The sequence below is a fragment of the Pantoea sp. SIMBA_079 genome (assembly GCF_046940275.1).
GTDB classification, from domain to species: Bacteria; Pseudomonadota; Gammaproteobacteria; order Enterobacterales; family Enterobacteriaceae; genus Pantoea; species Pantoea borealis.
The window spans coordinates 42097-56605 of sequence record NZ_JAWRYR010000011.1 but is presented as its reverse complement, the minus strand read 5'-3'; the positions used below and the strand labels follow the sequence as shown (position 1 = coordinate 56605).

Below are 14509 nucleotides of genomic sequence, written 5' to 3'. Positions count from 1 at the left end.
TATGAAAGTTGTTGTATTGAACCCGCCAAATCATCCAGGAAATCTGACAGCAACTTATCCGGAGATCAATCGTGAAGATATACCGAGTATTTTCCCGGATTATGACAAGTTGCTGTCAATGAAACAGGCGATATAGGTACCAAAAAAGGATCTCTCTGAGATCCCTTTTTTATTGCGTGGCATTTTGTCATCGCATTGCTAAAACCCCTTAACGCGAGTTTTCGCATACTCTTCAATCATGCGCGGCTTGCTCAGCGACACTGTTCACGCAGTTTCCACAACAGCCACGCATCCAGCTCTGTATCGGCCATGGGCCGGGCGTAAAAGTACCCCTGCGCCTGATCGCAGCCATACTCCATCAGAGTATCCACCGTTTCCGCATTCTCGACCCCTTCAGCCAGTACCACATAGTCCAGCTCCTTCAGCATGCTGATAATGCTGCGGGCGATGATACGCGATGCCATATCTGAAGAGAGATCGCTGATCAGAGATCGATCAAGCTTAATGACATCCAGCGGCATACGCCGCAGATAGCTGATGTTACTGTAGCCGGTGCCAAAATCATCCAGCGAAATACCAAAGCCACGCTGTTTCAGCCGCAACAGGCCGGCCATTGCCATCGGGCTTTCAATAATACGTTCGGTTTCCAGACACTCAATGCCCAGCAGCGAGGTAGGCAACCGGTGCCGCTGCATCTGCTCCTCCAGCACGGCGGCAAACTCCTCACGCGCAAAATCGTTGAGGCTGACGTTAACCGTAACGGGCAGCTGCGTACAGTGATTGCGCAGCCGTGCCATGCGCGTAATCGTCCGGTCGATGACCCACGTGGTCATCGCCTGCAGCAGCTCAGTCTGCTCTGCCAGGGGGACAAATGCCACCGGGGAGAGCTCGCCATGTACCGGATGACGCCAGCGGATCAGCGCCTCCAGACCAATCGGTGCACCGGTTTGCAGGCAAATTTTTGGCTGATAAACCAGATAGAGCCCGCCTTCGCTGCGCAGCGCGGCAGCGAACTCATGCATCAGCGTATAGTCGCGGCTGTGCTGCACTTCAGCCGACGCGCTGTATGCCACAGAAGGCAGATTACGCCCGATAGCCTCATGCAGTGCGCTGACCGCACGGCGCAGAATCTCACTGCCGGTAAAGCAGCCGGCGGTGAAATCTGCCTGACCGGTATGCGTGGTCAGCGCGACAGAAAGGCCTTCTCCCAGATCAGCACTTATTCCTTCCATTCGCCCGGCAATCCACTCTGCGCTCAGGCGGCTGCTGGTGCGGGTGAGCAGCGCAAAACGTCCGGTTGCTACCGTATAAAGCAGTTCGCCCAGCGACGGGCGCAGACGCAGCGGCAGCAGCGTGGCGACATCTTTCAGCAGGCTTTCCACTGGTCCGATTCCCATTGAACGCGCCAGCTCCCAGGCACGCGGCATATCGACACACTCAATCAACACCAGACGCCGGGGGGTAGCATCGCCAGACGTGGCAAGATGCTGCAGATCGCGGATCAGCCGCTGCCGGTTCGGCAGACCGGTGACCGGATCGGTGAAGCCGGCTGCGTGCCACGCCTCAAGAAAGGAGATCACCAGGTTTGCCAGCAGGCGCAGTGTCTCCAGCTGCTCCGCGCCGAAAGGATGCGGCTCAGTATCAGTCACACAGAGGGTACCAAAGACAACACCTTCGCGATTTTTCAGTGGCACGCCGGCGTAAAAGCGGATCCACGGCGAACCGGTTACAAAGCGATGCGTAACAAACCGGGCATCAAGCCAGGTATCCGGTATGACCATCGGGCTGTCGTCATCAACCACGTAGCGGCAGAGCGACTCTTCGCGCGTGGTCTGTTTCAGCGTAAAATTGCGCGCCGCGCGGATATACTGATCGCGCTCATCCAGCACTGAAACAAAACATCCGGGGATCTTCAGTACCTGGCTGGCCAGCCGGGCAAATTTACCCAGTACGTTGTCACGACACTCGTCCGGCTCGCGCAGCGCCTGCAGGACACAGTGATAGTGGCTCTCTTCATCAGCAGAATCGATCAGCATGACGCCTCCGCGCTACCGGGCAGCAGCCGCTGAAAGGCGTCCGGACTCAGCGGTTCACCCAGCGCATGCCCCTGAATCGTATCGCACTCTGCCTGGTTCACCTGTATACGCTGCGCGCTGTTCTCCACGCCCTCAGCCAGCACCTTCAGCTGCAGGCTTTTTCCCAGCGCTGCAAGCGCGCGGAACATCATGCGAACCCGACCACTCTCTGTCAGCTGTGCCGTCAGCGACTTATCCAGCTTTAGTCCGGTTACAAATTCATGCTGCAGCAAACTGATGGCGCCCAGCGCGCGGCCATAATGATCAATAATAAAGCTGGCGCCGGTTTGCCTGATCGCGGTTAAGCGTGCCGGCACTTCCTGAACCAGCGTCGTCAGCATTGACTCATCCACCTCCAGGTCAACAAAACTGGCGTCGCTGTCGGTGAGCTCCCGCAGCAGTTTGTCCAGCCGGATATCATCCAGCTGGCGGGGAAACAGATTGATGCTGACGCGCAGGCCCGGTTGCCGCTGTCGCCACAGGATGACCTGCTGCAGCGCACTGCGCAGCACCCATTCGCCCAGCGTGATGGAGAGCGAGCTTTTCATCAGCATGCCAATAAACGCCTCAGGCAGCAGCAGACCGCGCGTCGGATGCCGCCAGCGCAGCAGCGCTTCGCAGCCGGTCAGCGCGTGGCTGACCGCATCAAACTGCGGCTGGTAAAAAAGCACAAACTGATGCTGCCGCACCGCCACCTCCAGCTCGCGCTCAAAGCAACGTCGCTGCTGCTCAGCCTCAAGGAATGCAGGCAAAAACTGCACGCTGCAGCCTTTACCGGCTGCTTTCGCCTGGTAGAGAGCAAGATCGGCGGCATACATCATTGCCGGGGCATCGCGACCATGCTGTGGCCAGGAGGCGATACCCAGGCTGGCACCCACCACCACCGGCGTGTCCTGATAGCTGAAAGGTCTTTGCACCGCTTCCACCAGCTGTTGAGCGGTCTGCTGCGCAGCCTGGCTATCTCCGGGAAGCAGGATCACGAACTCATCTCCGCCAAGCCGGGCTGCCATAATTGCCTGCGTGCAGACCGTACGGATTTGTCCGGCGACATGGCACAGCAGCGCATCGCCAGCCGCGTGCCCCAGCATATCGTTGACCTCTTTAAACCCATCCAGATCGGCCATCAGCAGCGTGAAGGGAACGTCCGCCAGCGTCAGTTGCTCCAGCTGATCCATAAATGCACTGCGGCTGGCCAGCCGCGTGAGCATATCCAGGGAGGCGAGTTCGCACAGCCGTGCTTCACTCTCATGACGATCGGTAACATCGCGAATAATCATGCCGACCAGGCGTTCCTGATCTTCCTGCCAGCCGGAAAAAGAGACTTCTGCCGGGAACGCCTGGCCATTGCGCCGCCGGGCCCAGATTTGCACCCGGCGCGGCTGTGAGATGGCTGACCGATCGGCCATCATGCGCGCCAGCTCCTGGCGGTAGGCTGTCTGCGAGCGCTCGGAAACCAGGTCGGCAACATATTCACCCAGCATCTCCTGCGCGCTATAGCCAAACAGCCGGGTCGCGGCCGGATTCCAGAATATGACGCCCTGCCGGATATCCGTGCAGATAATGGCGTCGGAAGAAGTTGAAGAGATCGCCTCCAGCCGCTGCTGACTGCTGTGACGCAGCAGCTCCAGACGATGCACCTCCATCTGGTCCATAACCAGTGACGCAATAGCGGCCAGATGCCGGCGATCGGTTGCGTTCAGCACGGCGCGCGGCTGTGTATCAATCAGGCAGACGGTGCCAATGCGGTGACCATTTGGGGTAGTGAGCGGTATGCCGGCATAGAAGCGGATATGGGGGTATCCCAGTACCAGCGGATTCTGGCTGAAACGCGCATCCAGACGGGTGTCCGGCACGCAGAGCACATCATCCTGTTCAAGGGTGAAACGGCAAAACGCGACGCTACGCGAGGTTTCGCAGATAGTCAGACCGTGACGCGATTTAAAAAACTGCCGGTCACTGTCAATCAGTGAGATAAACGCCACGGGCACGCGAAAGAGCCGCGCTGCCAGCATGGTAAGGCGATCCAGCGCCTCTGAAGGCGGGGTATTCATCAGCTGATACTGTGCCAGCGCCTCGAGACGCGCCGCTTCGGCGTCTGATGTGAGTTGCAATGTCGGTCCCCTGTAGTGAATGCTGTGACCAGCTTGACACAGCAGTGTGGGGACACGTTCAGTCAGACAGAGAGCCTGCCGCCGGAAGAAAGGTCCTGCACACCTGCCTGATTTAATTAACTCAGATAAGCGATTTTTGTCAGAATGCTGCCGATAGTAGCAGGCAGGAGAGTGTCTGATACCACTCTCCTGGTGCTACATTATCGGCATGTCAGACCAGAACTTCAGGCGGAATAAGTTTGCAAGCGTAAGTAACTATTTCTTAGCGCGGGCAGCTGAGATCGCCCTCTTCGCAGTTAAGCAGCGACTGCAACTCTTTGGTCCGCTGCTCTGTTTTATTGTGCAGGCACTGCGATATCAGCATAGGATGAATCGATCCGCCACGCGTGGCGGACGTCATAAACTCGCAGTCGGCATCGCGATAAGCTATCCAGCGCCGCTGCGCAGTCTGAAGCAGCGTTTTCTGCTCGCCGCTCATCCGCTTCAGCACCTGCCGATAGCTGCTATTCAGTGCTTTATCCGCGACGTTGTAAGCACCCGCTGCACATTCATTCATTTCCATCTGCGTTTCAGCCTTGCTGCAGTCCGCTGCCATGGTGCTCGCGACAGGCAGTATCAACAGCGCACCCAGTATGAACTTTTTCATCACGTCTTCTCCATTTTACGTTGTGCTGATAGTAGCTCTGCGAGTGTAGTCAGTCATGGCGCTGGAAATCTTGTCGTGAAAAGTGATTATCCATAAAATTAACCATTGCGCCGTCGTGCGCATCGATGTGACGAATATAGCGCATAACCGTTTCCGGCTTTTTCCATGTTCCTTCCTGCATGATCTGTGCAGTACTGTATTTTTTCGCAGCCATATCAATAGCGGCGCCGACACGGGTGCTGTGGCCACTCCAGCCACGATAGCGATTTTTATTGGTGGCAGCGTCTTTGCCTGGCCCCGCCTGTTGCCAGGCGCGAACAAAGATATCTTCCAGCGCCCGGGTTGAGAGCGGCTTCATGGTCGCGACTGCGGCGCGGTTAGTACGATGAACCGGGCCAAAAAGATAAGCATCAGGCTCATTAATCAGGCCGGAGAGTTGCAGCCACGTCGTGAGCCGTTCTGAGGAGAGATCCCCCAGCGCTTTAATCAGACCGCCGGTCATCACAATGGTTTTGGTCCAGCCCACGTCGAGGATAATGCGTCCGTCAGCCGCGCGCGTGATATCTCTGACGCGCAACCGGCCTACTTCACTGATACGCAGCAGCGTGGCATAAGCAACATGCAAAAACGCCAGATCGCGTACCTGCTGAAGACGCTCTGATCCTGACCAGAGTCGGTCCAGCGTTAGCAGATCTGTGATGCGAAACGGCACCGCCTGACCTGCGCGCTCACCCTGGATCACCGCAGTGCGATTGATCTTTTTAATGGCACGAAACACCTGCGGAGCGCTGTTAGGCGGCATCAGGCCGGCGTTACGGTGTAACATAGAGATAAGCGCGGCGTGCGTGGCAATGGTGGAAGAGGCTCTGCCGCTGGCCTGCAGCCAGAGCAAATAATCCCGCAGGCAGGCAGGGGACATCGGTAAAAATGAGCGGCCATGCTCACTTGCCCAGCGGCGACAGCTGCGCATCACGCTCAGCAGCTGCCGCCATGTATTGTCAGAAAAAGCATCCTTATCGCTGACAAACTCTTTGAGTCGCTGCGTTATATCGTCATCAGCCGCGACCACAAGGTCTGCAACCGGGATTATTTCACTCATAAACACTCTTTCTGCTCAAATTAACGGCAGCGCTACGCGATTTCTGCAGGGGATTACCCCACATGGATGTACAGAATCGACGTAGCGACGCCTGAATTTTACACACATTCGCCCGACGACTTCGCGTTGTCAGGTTTCCTGTATAGCACTCATCTTACCGTGAATGACGTAAATATCCTAAACTCATATAATGGGTATTATATGAATTTATAAAAACATCTCTGTTGCGCCGATATGCAGATTTAATTTGTCCGGGATCATGCATCAGGAAACCCAATCAAAAAGCGTGACGGTTATACGCTATATTTATCCTGTCGATGTTAACGCTAAGCTGTAATGTTCCCTGGCGATTTTCTGGGGAATTTCTCATGATCAAAGAGACAGTTACTGTTTTTACTAAGGTTATTTTAGATATTCGAAGAGCCCTCTCTTCGCACCAGTTGAACTGACAATGTCCGCTTCTGGCACAAAGCGGATTGTGATCAGCGTTCTTACAGCTATTTTTCTGACGTCCATCGTGACTTGCCCTAAGCATGTTGTAGTGCAATAATTGTAATGACATTTGTAATTACAAGAGGTGTAAGACATGGGTAGCATAAACCTGCGTATTGACGATGAACTTAAAGCGCGTTCTTACGCCGCGCTTGAAAAAATGGGTATTACTCCCTCTGAAGCGCTTCGCCTCATGCTTGAATATATCGCTGAAAATGAACGTTTGCCGTTCAAACAGACACTCCTTAGTGATGAAGACGCTGAACTCGTGGAGATAGTGAAAGAGCGTCTTCGCAATCCTAAGCCAGTACGCGTGACGCTGGATGAGCTCTGATGGCGTATTTACTGGATTTTGACGAGCGGGCACTAAAGGAATGGCGAAAGCTGGGCTCGACGGTACGTGAACAGTTGAAAAAGAAGTTGGCTGAAGTACTTGAGTCACCCCGGATTGAAGCGAACAAGCTCCGTGGTATGCCTGACTGTTACAAGATTAAGCTCCGGTCTTCAGGCTATCGCCTTGTATACCAGGTTATAGACGAGAAAGTTGTTGTCTTCGTGATTTCTGTTGGGAAAAGAGAACGCTCGGAAGTATATAGCGAGGCGGTCAAACGCATTCTCTGAATCAAAGCATGAAATCTCTGTTTCGCACCGAAGGTGACACTTCTGTTTTGCGTTGACAATTATCCTGTCGACGTGCTTCAGGGCGTAGTGAAAAAACAATCACCGATGCGATAAGAAGGAGTCTGTTATGGCTGAACCGGCATTTAATGGCGGTGAGTTACTTGAGTCTTTTGCCAATTCCCTGATGCATTCAGGCTATTTAACCCCTGAACTGAAGGCAAAGTTAATGCAGGAACGGGTGATCTATTTGCCTGTGCCCGACAACGATCGCATGCTGTTTGAAGTCAGGATAGATAGCCGCGACAGGCTTCACGTCTGTACTGTGCCTGTGAAAGTGAAACCGGAAGCGGCGGATAAATGCAGAATCAGGGCTTTTCTGAACCGCTCCAGAGCGGATACAACTCGTCCGGCAGGCTATAAATTTCCAAAATAATGCCATACGATATGAGCATATAAAATCTCTGATAAAGATTTTTATGCTCATGTTTTACATTATAATTAATTTATAAATAATATGTTTTCATCTGCAGGCATAGCTATCACCAGCCCTGATATTTAAAATAAATATATTTAACAAGTGAAACCGTGCATATATTATGTGATGTGTTATTAAAGAAAGCGTAAAGATATGAAATTGTTGTGAACTCATTACATGACAAATAATAACAAGTAACATTCAAATGAAGTTAAATTTATGTCATTGATTTTAGGTGTTTTATATAATCGAATTATTTAAACATCGACGATCTGTCTTTTTCCTTAGCCGCCACCAAATACTCCTGCAATCATTTAACGCCGCTAATTTAGAGCCTTTTCTTCGGAAATAGCACCTGTCATTGCGTGCCTGACGCTGCCCCATAAGCAACAGCATATGATATGCACGACAGCAATACTGTTAGCCATTTAATAAAAAACAATGACTGCTATCATGCCATAATTTCAGGCCGGTTATCTTTATTTACTCCTGAATCAAATCAGGGCAATTAAGGGCGCGCAGCTTGTAAGAAAAAAATTAAAATATCCTGCATGGTGTATCTTGCATTAATTAAGCTAAGCCTCAGCGCTAATTTATCTCCTGTTTACCTGAGCACTTTATTTTCCTTCATCTATACTCACTGCGTTAGATAAACCAGCTGCTGGCTCCCGATCCGGCAGCGGCGCTATCTTTTTTTGCAGGCTATTGTGCTCAGCGTTGCGCACGGCCTGTGGGTTTACATGACGTCTTTCAACAGGGGGATCTCCTGCTATGTTGCATTCTCAATCTTCACGGCTGGGCAGCATATTGCTGCTCATCGCAGCCGTTATTGGCTTTGGCGTAGCGCTCTGGGCCTGGCTCACGCCGCTGACCGGCGTAACCGGCACCATCGGTGCACTCAGTGTGGCTATTGCCAGCGTGGTACTGGCGCTGCTGACTCTGCTGTTGCGCGGCAGCACCGGCGGCGCGCGCGTTTTCTGGATCGTTGTGACGCTGGCGGTGCTGTTTGGTATCGGCTTCTCCGCTGCGCTGCTGCACCAGTACATCATTACTGCAGCCATGGTGGTCGGCCTGATTGGGCTTATCGCGCTGAGTAAACAAACAGGGCGCCATGCCCAACGCGTCAGAGTCTGAGGAGTCACCTGTGCAAAACACTAACTATTCGCCGCTGATGAAAGTCAGTATGACGGCACTTGCGCTGCTGGTGAGTTCATTTTCACTGCACGCAGAAGATAAAGCCACCGAAGCGTCGATGGGCGCGCGTCAAAAACTGGATGTGGATGCTGCCGATCAGCAGGATGCGGGAACCACAAAAACCACCGATGATGCATCCACCGGCAAGCTTGATGGACAGAAAGTGGAATCCGCTGCTAACCCGGCTACACCACTGGTGCCGGCAGGCGCAACCTGGGACAGCTTTCACGGTCAGCTGAACGCACAGAAATATAGCCCTCTGAAGCAGATCACGACGGAAAACGTCAGCAAACTGAAGAAGATCTGGGAGTTTCATACCGGTGATGTCTCAGACGGAAAAGGGGATACGCCTGCCACGGTCTGGTCCGCTACGCCAATTTTTGCCAATGAGACTATTTACGTCGGCACGCCGTTCGATCGGTTAATTGCGCTCGATCCGGGTACCGGTAAAGAGAAGTGGCATTACGATACCAAATCACCGCGTAAAGCACTGACGCAACCGGTCCTGAAAAACCGCGGCGTGTCATACTGGCAGGCTAAAAATCCGGTAGCAGGCGAAGCATGTCAGAAGATTGTTTATATGGGCACCGTTGACGCTAAGCTCTGGGCGCTGGATGCCGACTCCGGCAAACCGTGCGAAAACTTTGCCAATAAAGGCGTGTTAGACATCGATCAGTGGAATACCGTTAACGCGAAGTATCCGCTCTCTATTCTGCAGCCGCCTACGGTTGTGGGCGATCATTTAATGATTGGCTGGGCAGGTAAAGACTGGGCATATGCAGAAGCCCCTCCAGGCACGGTCTTTACCGTAAACGCCCAGACCGGCAAGCTGGAATGGACCTTTGAAGCGATTCCGGAAAACGTTCGCGCCCGCACCGGTACCGCCAACGTCTGGACTCACATGTCAGCAGATGAGGCCAACGGTCTGGTCTATCTGCCTGTTTCATCCCCATCGCCTAACTACTGGGGCGGCAACCGCACGGAGTCTATTCCGCTGGGTACCTCAACGACCGCGCTGGATATCAAAACCGGTAAAGTTGTCTGGTCGCGCCAGTGGGTGCATCACGATGTGTGGGATTACGATATCAACTCTGCGCCGACGCTGATGGACATTACCGTAAATGGTAAGCAGATCCCGGCGCTGGTTCAGGCCACCAAGCAGGGCTTCCTGTTTGTGGTAAATCGCCTGACCGGTGAAGATGTCTGGCCAATTGAAGAGCGCCCGGTGCCGCAGGGCGATGGTTCAGTACAGGGTGAAAAACTGGCCCCTACGCAGCCTTTCCCGACCAAACCCGCTCCGCTGCTGGATCAGTCGAAAAAGCCGGCTATCTGGAAGCTGGCTGACATCGTAGGAGCAGGTCAGTGTTCCCGCCTGTGGGACAAGCTGAGCTACGATGGCATGTATTCGCCGCCTACAACCAAAGGCGAAGGTGTGCTGACCTATCCTGACAGCGCTGGCGGCGTACAGTGGGGTGGCGTGGCGTTCGATCCGCAGAAGCAGATCGCTATCGTCAACACCTCGCACATTGTGCAGTATATCAAGCTCTACAGCCGTGAAGATTATGAGAAAGCGGATAACGGCTCGGGCAATGAAAGCGGTTTTGCACCTCAGGAAGGTGCCCCGTATGGTCTGCGTCTGATGGTCGCAAACAACTGGCTGGGCATGCCGTGCTGGCAGCCGCCGTTTGGCGAAATCGTGGCGATCGATATGCATACCGGTGACGTGAAGTGGCGTCGTCCGGTCGGTGCTTCGCAGCAGTACGGCTTCTTTATGCCAGAAAGCTGGGGCTCACCGACGATTGGTGGTCCGGCAGTCACCGCAGGCGGCGTGATCTTTATCGGTGCCTCAATGGATGCCAAAGTCCGCGCCTACTCCGTGGACACAGGTGAAGAGCTGTGGGCCGATCAGGTAGAAGCACCTGCCGTTGCTAACCCGTCTGTCTATGAGTATAAAGGGCGTCAGTATGTCGCCTTTGTGGCGGGTGGTAATACGATTCTGAAAGATCAGGTCGGCGATCAGGTTGTGGTTTACGCCCTTCCGGAAGAGTGATCCTGCATATGCAGCGGTAAAAAGAGCGGGGCCTGAGTGCCCCGCTTTTTTATTACGCTAATTCTGGCCTGCCTGACGCATCGGCATACGGTCAATCAGTAAGAGCAGGGCCTCCGCGCTTACCGGCCGGGTCTCGCGCAGTTTCATGCCACCATCTTTACCCACCAGCACAATTTCAAATCCGGCAGGATTAAGCTGCGCACGCAGCGCGCCGCCGTCCGCCGGGCGGACATCGCTCAGCACCACGATATCACGCTCCCTGAGCGCATCCTGCTGCTGTTGCAACAGCGCCATTTGCCGTATGAAATCCGTATCGCGGTCAGAAGGGGCGAAGATCACAAGCAGCCGCTTATGCCAGCGATAATTCTCCAGCGAATTCTGCGCTGGCTGCAGCGTCTGAAACAGCGGTTCTGGCTGGCGGGCAGCCTGCGCCGCACCGTTCAGCGCCAGGGTAAACAGCACAACGTTGAGGGTGAAGCGTAATCGCGATGCAGAAGGCATAAGCCGGCCCCTTTTTGGCAATAACAGGCTAAGTCTGGACAGAGCATTAACCACTTGCCAGAATCTGACGGTTCTTTACCTGGCTCAGCGCTGTCAGACCAGCCCGCACGCCCGATCGCGGCCGCTGCGTTTCGCCTGGTAAAGCGCCTGGTCCGCTTCGCGTCTGAGCTGTTCCGCTTCTGACGCTTCCCCGGCAGAGACCAGTGAATAGTAGCCTGCGCTCACGGTTACGACGCCTGCGGCGACCAGGCTGCTCTCATGGGCAATCCCCAGCTCTCTTACGGCCTTAACCGCCTGTCCGGCGACAATTTGCGCTTCTGAAAAGTCGGTGTTCGGCAGAATGATGGCGAACTCTTCGCCACCGTAGCGCGCCACAACGTCGCCATGATAATGCACGCAGCTCTTCAGGGCCTGCGCCACATCCTGCAGGCATTCATCGCCGGCAACGTGACCGTAAGTATCGTTATAATGCTTGAAACAGTCGACATCGATCATGATCAGCGCCACCGGATCGCCGCTTTTATATGACTTCAGCAGCACCTGGTCGAGCAGGGCGTCAAACTGTCGCCGGTTGGCCAGCCCGGTCAGACCATCCACCAGTGCCAGCGACTGCAGCGTATGGTTAATGCTGGTAAGTTCATCCCGCACAAAGGTCAGCTCAATCTGATTTCTGACGTTAGTTCCTACCTGGCGAAGCACCAGAAGCCCCATGCCGGCAATGGCAAACAGAAGCGTCAGGTTGAGCAGCAGATTAATCAGATTACCGATAAGCCACGCTTTGCGTATTGCGGCAAGGTCATACCCGGCGGTAACAATCAGCGGATAGCGCTCCAGACGCGCATAGCCGTAAACGCGCACGATGCCATCAAGAGAGGAGCGCCAGGTCGCGTTGCCGCTGGACGCAGATTTGAGTTCAGTTTTAAACAGCGGGCTGGCGGAGAGCATTCTGCCAATATAGGCGTCCGGGAAAGGGCGAATATAGAGGGCCGATGCGTCAGCAAGAATGAGGCCCAGCGTATCTTTATTGCCCAGCGCATAGTAGCTGTAATACTGGCGGAAATAGTCCACGCGCACCGTGGCGAGCGCCACACCGGCAAAGTTCCCCTGACTGTCGTTCAGGCGTACTGAAACCGGGATAACCAGATCGCCGGTAGAGCGGCTGCGGATAACGCGGCTGATAAGCAGATTGGTGTCATTGTGATTGCGGTGCCATAAAAAGTAGGCGCGATCAGCATTGCTGGCATTGGTCGGCACAAAGTTACCGGATGAGGCGATCCAGTGTCCGTCAGTATCATAGACAAACAGGCCATGTAGCTGCGGCAGTTTACTCTGCTGCTCTTTGAGCTGGTGCAAAAACGCCGGCGTCGCCGCGTACTCATTGCCGCGCTGACGCAACTGCCTGACCGCATCGGCTAAGGTGATCTCAACCTGCAGAAACGAATCTTCAGCATGTTTGGCCAGCGATACAGAGAGATTGCGCGCATCATCTTTCTTCTCACTTATGATCTGCTGCCAGGAGTTCCACAGCGACCAGGCGTTGATTGCCACCACAAACAGGCTAATCAATACCAGAAACAGCATCATGCTTTTTCCCAGCGAAGTTTTTAGCAGTGAAGAGCCTGAAGCGTTAAGTGAGTTTTTTCGCATAGAGTCGGGTTCTGAGCAGGCGGCAGAAATCAGGCAGGCATCATACATCAGCCACAATCTGTTCAGAAGTGGTTATCAATCTGGCGGGTAACTTGCTGTTCGCTTTTTCCTGTTTTCAGGCTGATTCAGGCCGGCTGATAAACGCCGGACTGTTCAGCAAATGGCCTGATTCCCGTGCGTTAAGACTTCTTGCCTCCCTTACCCAGATTCTGTTCAACCAGCCACTCAATCACCTGACTGCGATTAAGATTATGGCGGTTAGCGTAAAGCTGAATTTTACGTAATACCGACAGGCGCAAGGAGAGAGAAACCGACTTTTTGGCCTCTTTGTCGAGTATCACTGACGCAGAGAGATTCTGTCCTGCACCCGCGCTGTCATGTAACGCGAGACTTTCACGCATCATTTTAACGATTTTAGGCGTCAGCGATCCGGCGCCGGTCATCTGATAGTTACCGGCGGATTTATTAAACCTGATCTCTGCCTGATAGCTGGTGCGGATTTCACGTAAATCGCGCACAAACGTCGGTTCAGAGCACGCCATTTGCTGCAGTAAAAGCGCCTTTTCTACGGGTTTACCCGTGCTCAGCAAGGCGACCAGCTGATACTGTCTGTACTGTTTTGCGCTCAGAGGCATAGCACACCGTTAAAAGAGTAAAGATAGCGATCACTGACGCTGGGCGTAAACCGCGCCGGTATACGCGCTGACAATACCGCAGTGTGCAGACCGCTCCAGCATAGCAGCAGCCCAGTTGCGATGCGTGGCAGGTTCGCACATTGCGCCCTGCGATTTAAATACTGCCTGTTCTGAATTCATGATGCGCAGCGCATCTTCGTAGTCGCTCTGCTCCGCCATCAGACCGCGCTGAATGATCTCCAGCTGCGCCGGATGGATAGCCGTTTTCCCGACCAGCCCGTGCGCCACATCCAGCGCCAGCTCACGCTCCAGCAGCGCCACATCTTCGATGCGTTCACACACCGGGGCCGTTAGCGCAAACCCGCGCGACGCAAAGGTCGCCACCAGCATTTTCACCACGTAACCCAGCGGCCCCTCATAGAGCGTAAGGTGGCGCGAGCGCCGCAGTCCCAGAACCGACATCAGGTCGTTGCCGCCAATGCGCAGAGCCAGGATACGCTCGCGGCACGGGTGCTGTTCCAGCAGGCTTGCCAGCTGTTGCATCGCGGTGCTGTCAAAAACATCGCGCGTTTCCAGCGTCGGCATCAGCAGCAGCGACGTTGGCGCCAGCAGACGCCACCAGGAGAGTACGTTAGCCTGATTAAACTTCGGTAAAACAAACCCGTCGATACCAGACAATTCGCTATCGTGCAGCAATGCGGCAGCCATGGCTTCATCGCGCGGCCGGATAAACACCAGCGGCGGGGTATGCGTGGGGGTTTGCTGCTGAAGCTGGCGCAGTAAAGTCTGCAGGTTATCCCGCGCCAGAGTCACATCCCGCTCGCTGACGGCGTCCTCCAGGCAGATCACCAGCGAACGCAGCTGGGGGATCTTTCCATGCAGGATCACGTCAGCCAGATCGCCGCGGGTGGCAGGCATATAGAGCGTGGCACCCAGCATCCAGGGGGAGAGTGGCAGGCTCAT

13 protein-coding genes are annotated in these 14509 nt (G+C 54.4%); 5 read left to right on the top strand and 8 right to left on the bottom strand.

From position 1 onward, the window contains the following. Positions 1 to 251 precede the first annotated feature (251 nt). The 4 genes from SB719_RS14495 to SB719_RS14480 form a co-directional block, all read right to left on the bottom strand. The gene (locus SB719_RS14495) at positions 252 to 2036 is read right to left on the bottom strand and encodes an EAL domain-containing protein (protein WP_412159327.1); all 1785 of its coding nucleotides are present in this window, start codon (positions 2034 to 2036) and stop codon (positions 252 to 254) included. Beyond that, positions 2030 to 4126 carry a putative bifunctional diguanylate cyclase/phosphodiesterase gene (locus tag SB719_RS14490; protein WP_412159360.1) on the bottom strand — a complete coding sequence of 699 codons (2097 nt, stop codon included), beginning with the start codon at positions 4124 to 4126 and terminating at the stop codon, positions 2030 to 2032. Before SB719_RS14490 ends, SB719_RS14495 begins: the two co-directional genes overlap by 7 nt. Before the next feature lie 322 nt (positions 4127 to 4448). After that, positions 4449 to 4832, bottom strand: coding sequence for a lysozyme inhibitor LprI family protein (locus SB719_RS14485; protein ID WP_412159326.1), 384 nt, complete (start codon positions 4830 to 4832; stop codon positions 4449 to 4451). Positions 4833 to 4881: 49 nt separating this feature from the next. After that, entirely contained in the window at positions 4882 to 5931 is a 1050-nt protein-coding gene (locus tag SB719_RS14480) for a tyrosine-type recombinase/integrase (RefSeq protein WP_203025627.1), read from the bottom strand. Between the two features lie 586 nt (positions 5932 to 6517). On the opposite strand from SB719_RS14480, the gene relB reads away from it, so the two are divergent. The 5 genes from relB to SB719_RS14455 all read left to right on the top strand — a co-directional run bounded on the left by relB (position 6518) and on the right by SB719_RS14455 (position 10763). Beyond that, a complete protein-coding gene (gene relB, locus SB719_RS14475; protein WP_065648009.1) occupies positions 6518 to 6757 on the top strand; it encodes a type II toxin-antitoxin system antitoxin RelB in 240 nt (79 codons plus the stop codon). Next, positions 6757 to 7044 carry a type II toxin-antitoxin system mRNA interferase RelE gene (relE, locus tag SB719_RS14470; RefSeq protein ID WP_040113359.1) on the top strand — a complete coding sequence of 96 codons (288 nt, stop codon included), beginning with the start codon at positions 6757 to 6759 and terminating at the stop codon, positions 7042 to 7044. The genes relB and relE overlap by 1 nt, the downstream gene beginning before the upstream one ends. Positions 7045 to 7171: 127 nt before the next feature. Further along, positions 7172 to 7477: a hypothetical protein gene (locus SB719_RS14465; protein WP_065648010.1), complete on the top strand. Its 306-nt coding sequence runs from the start codon at positions 7172 to 7174 to the stop codon at positions 7475 to 7477. 813 nt (positions 7478 to 8290) lie between these two features. Beyond that, positions 8291 to 8653 carry a hypothetical protein gene (locus SB719_RS14460; protein ID WP_412159325.1) on the top strand — a complete coding sequence of 121 codons (363 nt, stop codon included), beginning with the start codon at positions 8291 to 8293 and terminating at the stop codon, positions 8651 to 8653. Positions 8654 to 8702: 49 nt separating this feature from the next. Then, positions 8703 to 10763, top strand: a complete 2061-nt coding sequence (locus tag SB719_RS14455) for a pyrroloquinoline quinone-dependent dehydrogenase (RefSeq protein WP_211049734.1) — start codon at positions 8703 to 8705, stop codon at positions 10761 to 10763. 57 nt (positions 10764 to 10820) lie between these two features. On the opposite strand, the gene SB719_RS14450 is transcribed toward SB719_RS14455, so the two are convergent. From SB719_RS14450 to SB719_RS14435, 4 genes are all read right to left on the bottom strand, one after another. After that, positions 10821 to 11264 carry a DUF4174 domain-containing protein gene (locus SB719_RS14450; protein WP_065648013.1) on the bottom strand — a complete coding sequence of 148 codons (444 nt, stop codon included), beginning with the start codon at positions 11262 to 11264 and terminating at the stop codon, positions 10821 to 10823. Between the two features lie 93 nt (positions 11265 to 11357). Continuing rightward, on the bottom strand, positions 11358 to 12911 hold the full coding sequence (locus tag SB719_RS14445) for a diguanylate cyclase (RefSeq protein WP_065648052.1): 1554 nt from the start codon (positions 12909 to 12911) through the stop codon (positions 11358 to 11360). A gap of 179 nt (positions 12912 to 13090) precedes the next feature. Beyond that, on the bottom strand, positions 13091 to 13546 hold the full coding sequence (locus SB719_RS14440; RefSeq protein ID WP_065648014.1) for a hypothetical protein: 456 nt from the start codon (positions 13544 to 13546) through the stop codon (positions 13091 to 13093). A 30-nt stretch (positions 13547 to 13576) separates the two neighbouring features. After that, the gene (locus tag SB719_RS14435) at positions 13577 to 14509 is read right to left on the bottom strand and encodes an HpcH/HpaI aldolase/citrate lyase family protein (RefSeq protein WP_065648015.1); all 933 of its coding nucleotides are present in this window, start codon (positions 14507 to 14509) and stop codon (positions 13577 to 13579) included.

Coding starts and splice junctions, on each gene's coding strand:
- SB719_RS14440 (WP_065648014.1), bottom strand. CDS start 13,546: ATGCCTCTGAGCGCAAAACAGTACAGACAGTATCAGCTGGTCGCCTTG.
- SB719_RS14435 (WP_065648015.1), bottom strand. CDS start 14,509: ATGAGCCTGCCACTCTCCCCCTGGATGCTGGGTGCCACGCTCTATATG.
- SB719_RS14445 (WP_065648052.1), bottom strand. CDS start 12,911: ATGCGAAAAAACTCACTTAACGCTTCAGGCTCTTCACTGCTAAAAACT.
- SB719_RS14480 (WP_203025627.1), bottom strand. CDS start 5,931: ATGAGTGAAATAATCCCGGTTGCAGACCTTGTGGTCGCGGCTGATGAC.
- SB719_RS14465 (WP_065648010.1), top strand. CDS start 7,172: ATGGCTGAACCGGCATTTAATGGCGGTGAGTTACTTGAGTCTTTTGCC.
- relE (WP_040113359.1), top strand. CDS start 6,757: ATGGCGTATTTACTGGATTTTGACGAGCGGGCACTAAAGGAATGGCGA.
- SB719_RS14455 (WP_211049734.1), top strand. CDS start 8,703: ATGACGGCACTTGCGCTGCTGGTGAGTTCATTTTCACTGCACGCAGAA.
- relB (WP_065648009.1), top strand. CDS start 6,518: ATGGGTAGCATAAACCTGCGTATTGACGATGAACTTAAAGCGCGTTCT.
- SB719_RS14495 (WP_412159327.1), bottom strand. CDS start 2,036: ATGCTGATCGATTCTGCTGATGAAGAGAGCCACTATCACTGTGTCCTG.
- SB719_RS14485 (WP_412159326.1), bottom strand. CDS start 4,832: ATGAAAAAGTTCATACTGGGTGCGCTGTTGATACTGCCTGTCGCGAGC.
- SB719_RS14460 (WP_412159325.1), top strand. CDS start 8,291: ATGTTGCATTCTCAATCTTCACGGCTGGGCAGCATATTGCTGCTCATC.
- SB719_RS14450 (WP_065648013.1), bottom strand. CDS start 11,264: ATGCCTTCTGCATCGCGATTACGCTTCACCCTCAACGTTGTGCTGTTT.
- SB719_RS14490 (WP_412159360.1), bottom strand. CDS start 4,126: ATGAATACCCCGCCTTCAGAGGCGCTGGATCGCCTTACCATGCTGGCA.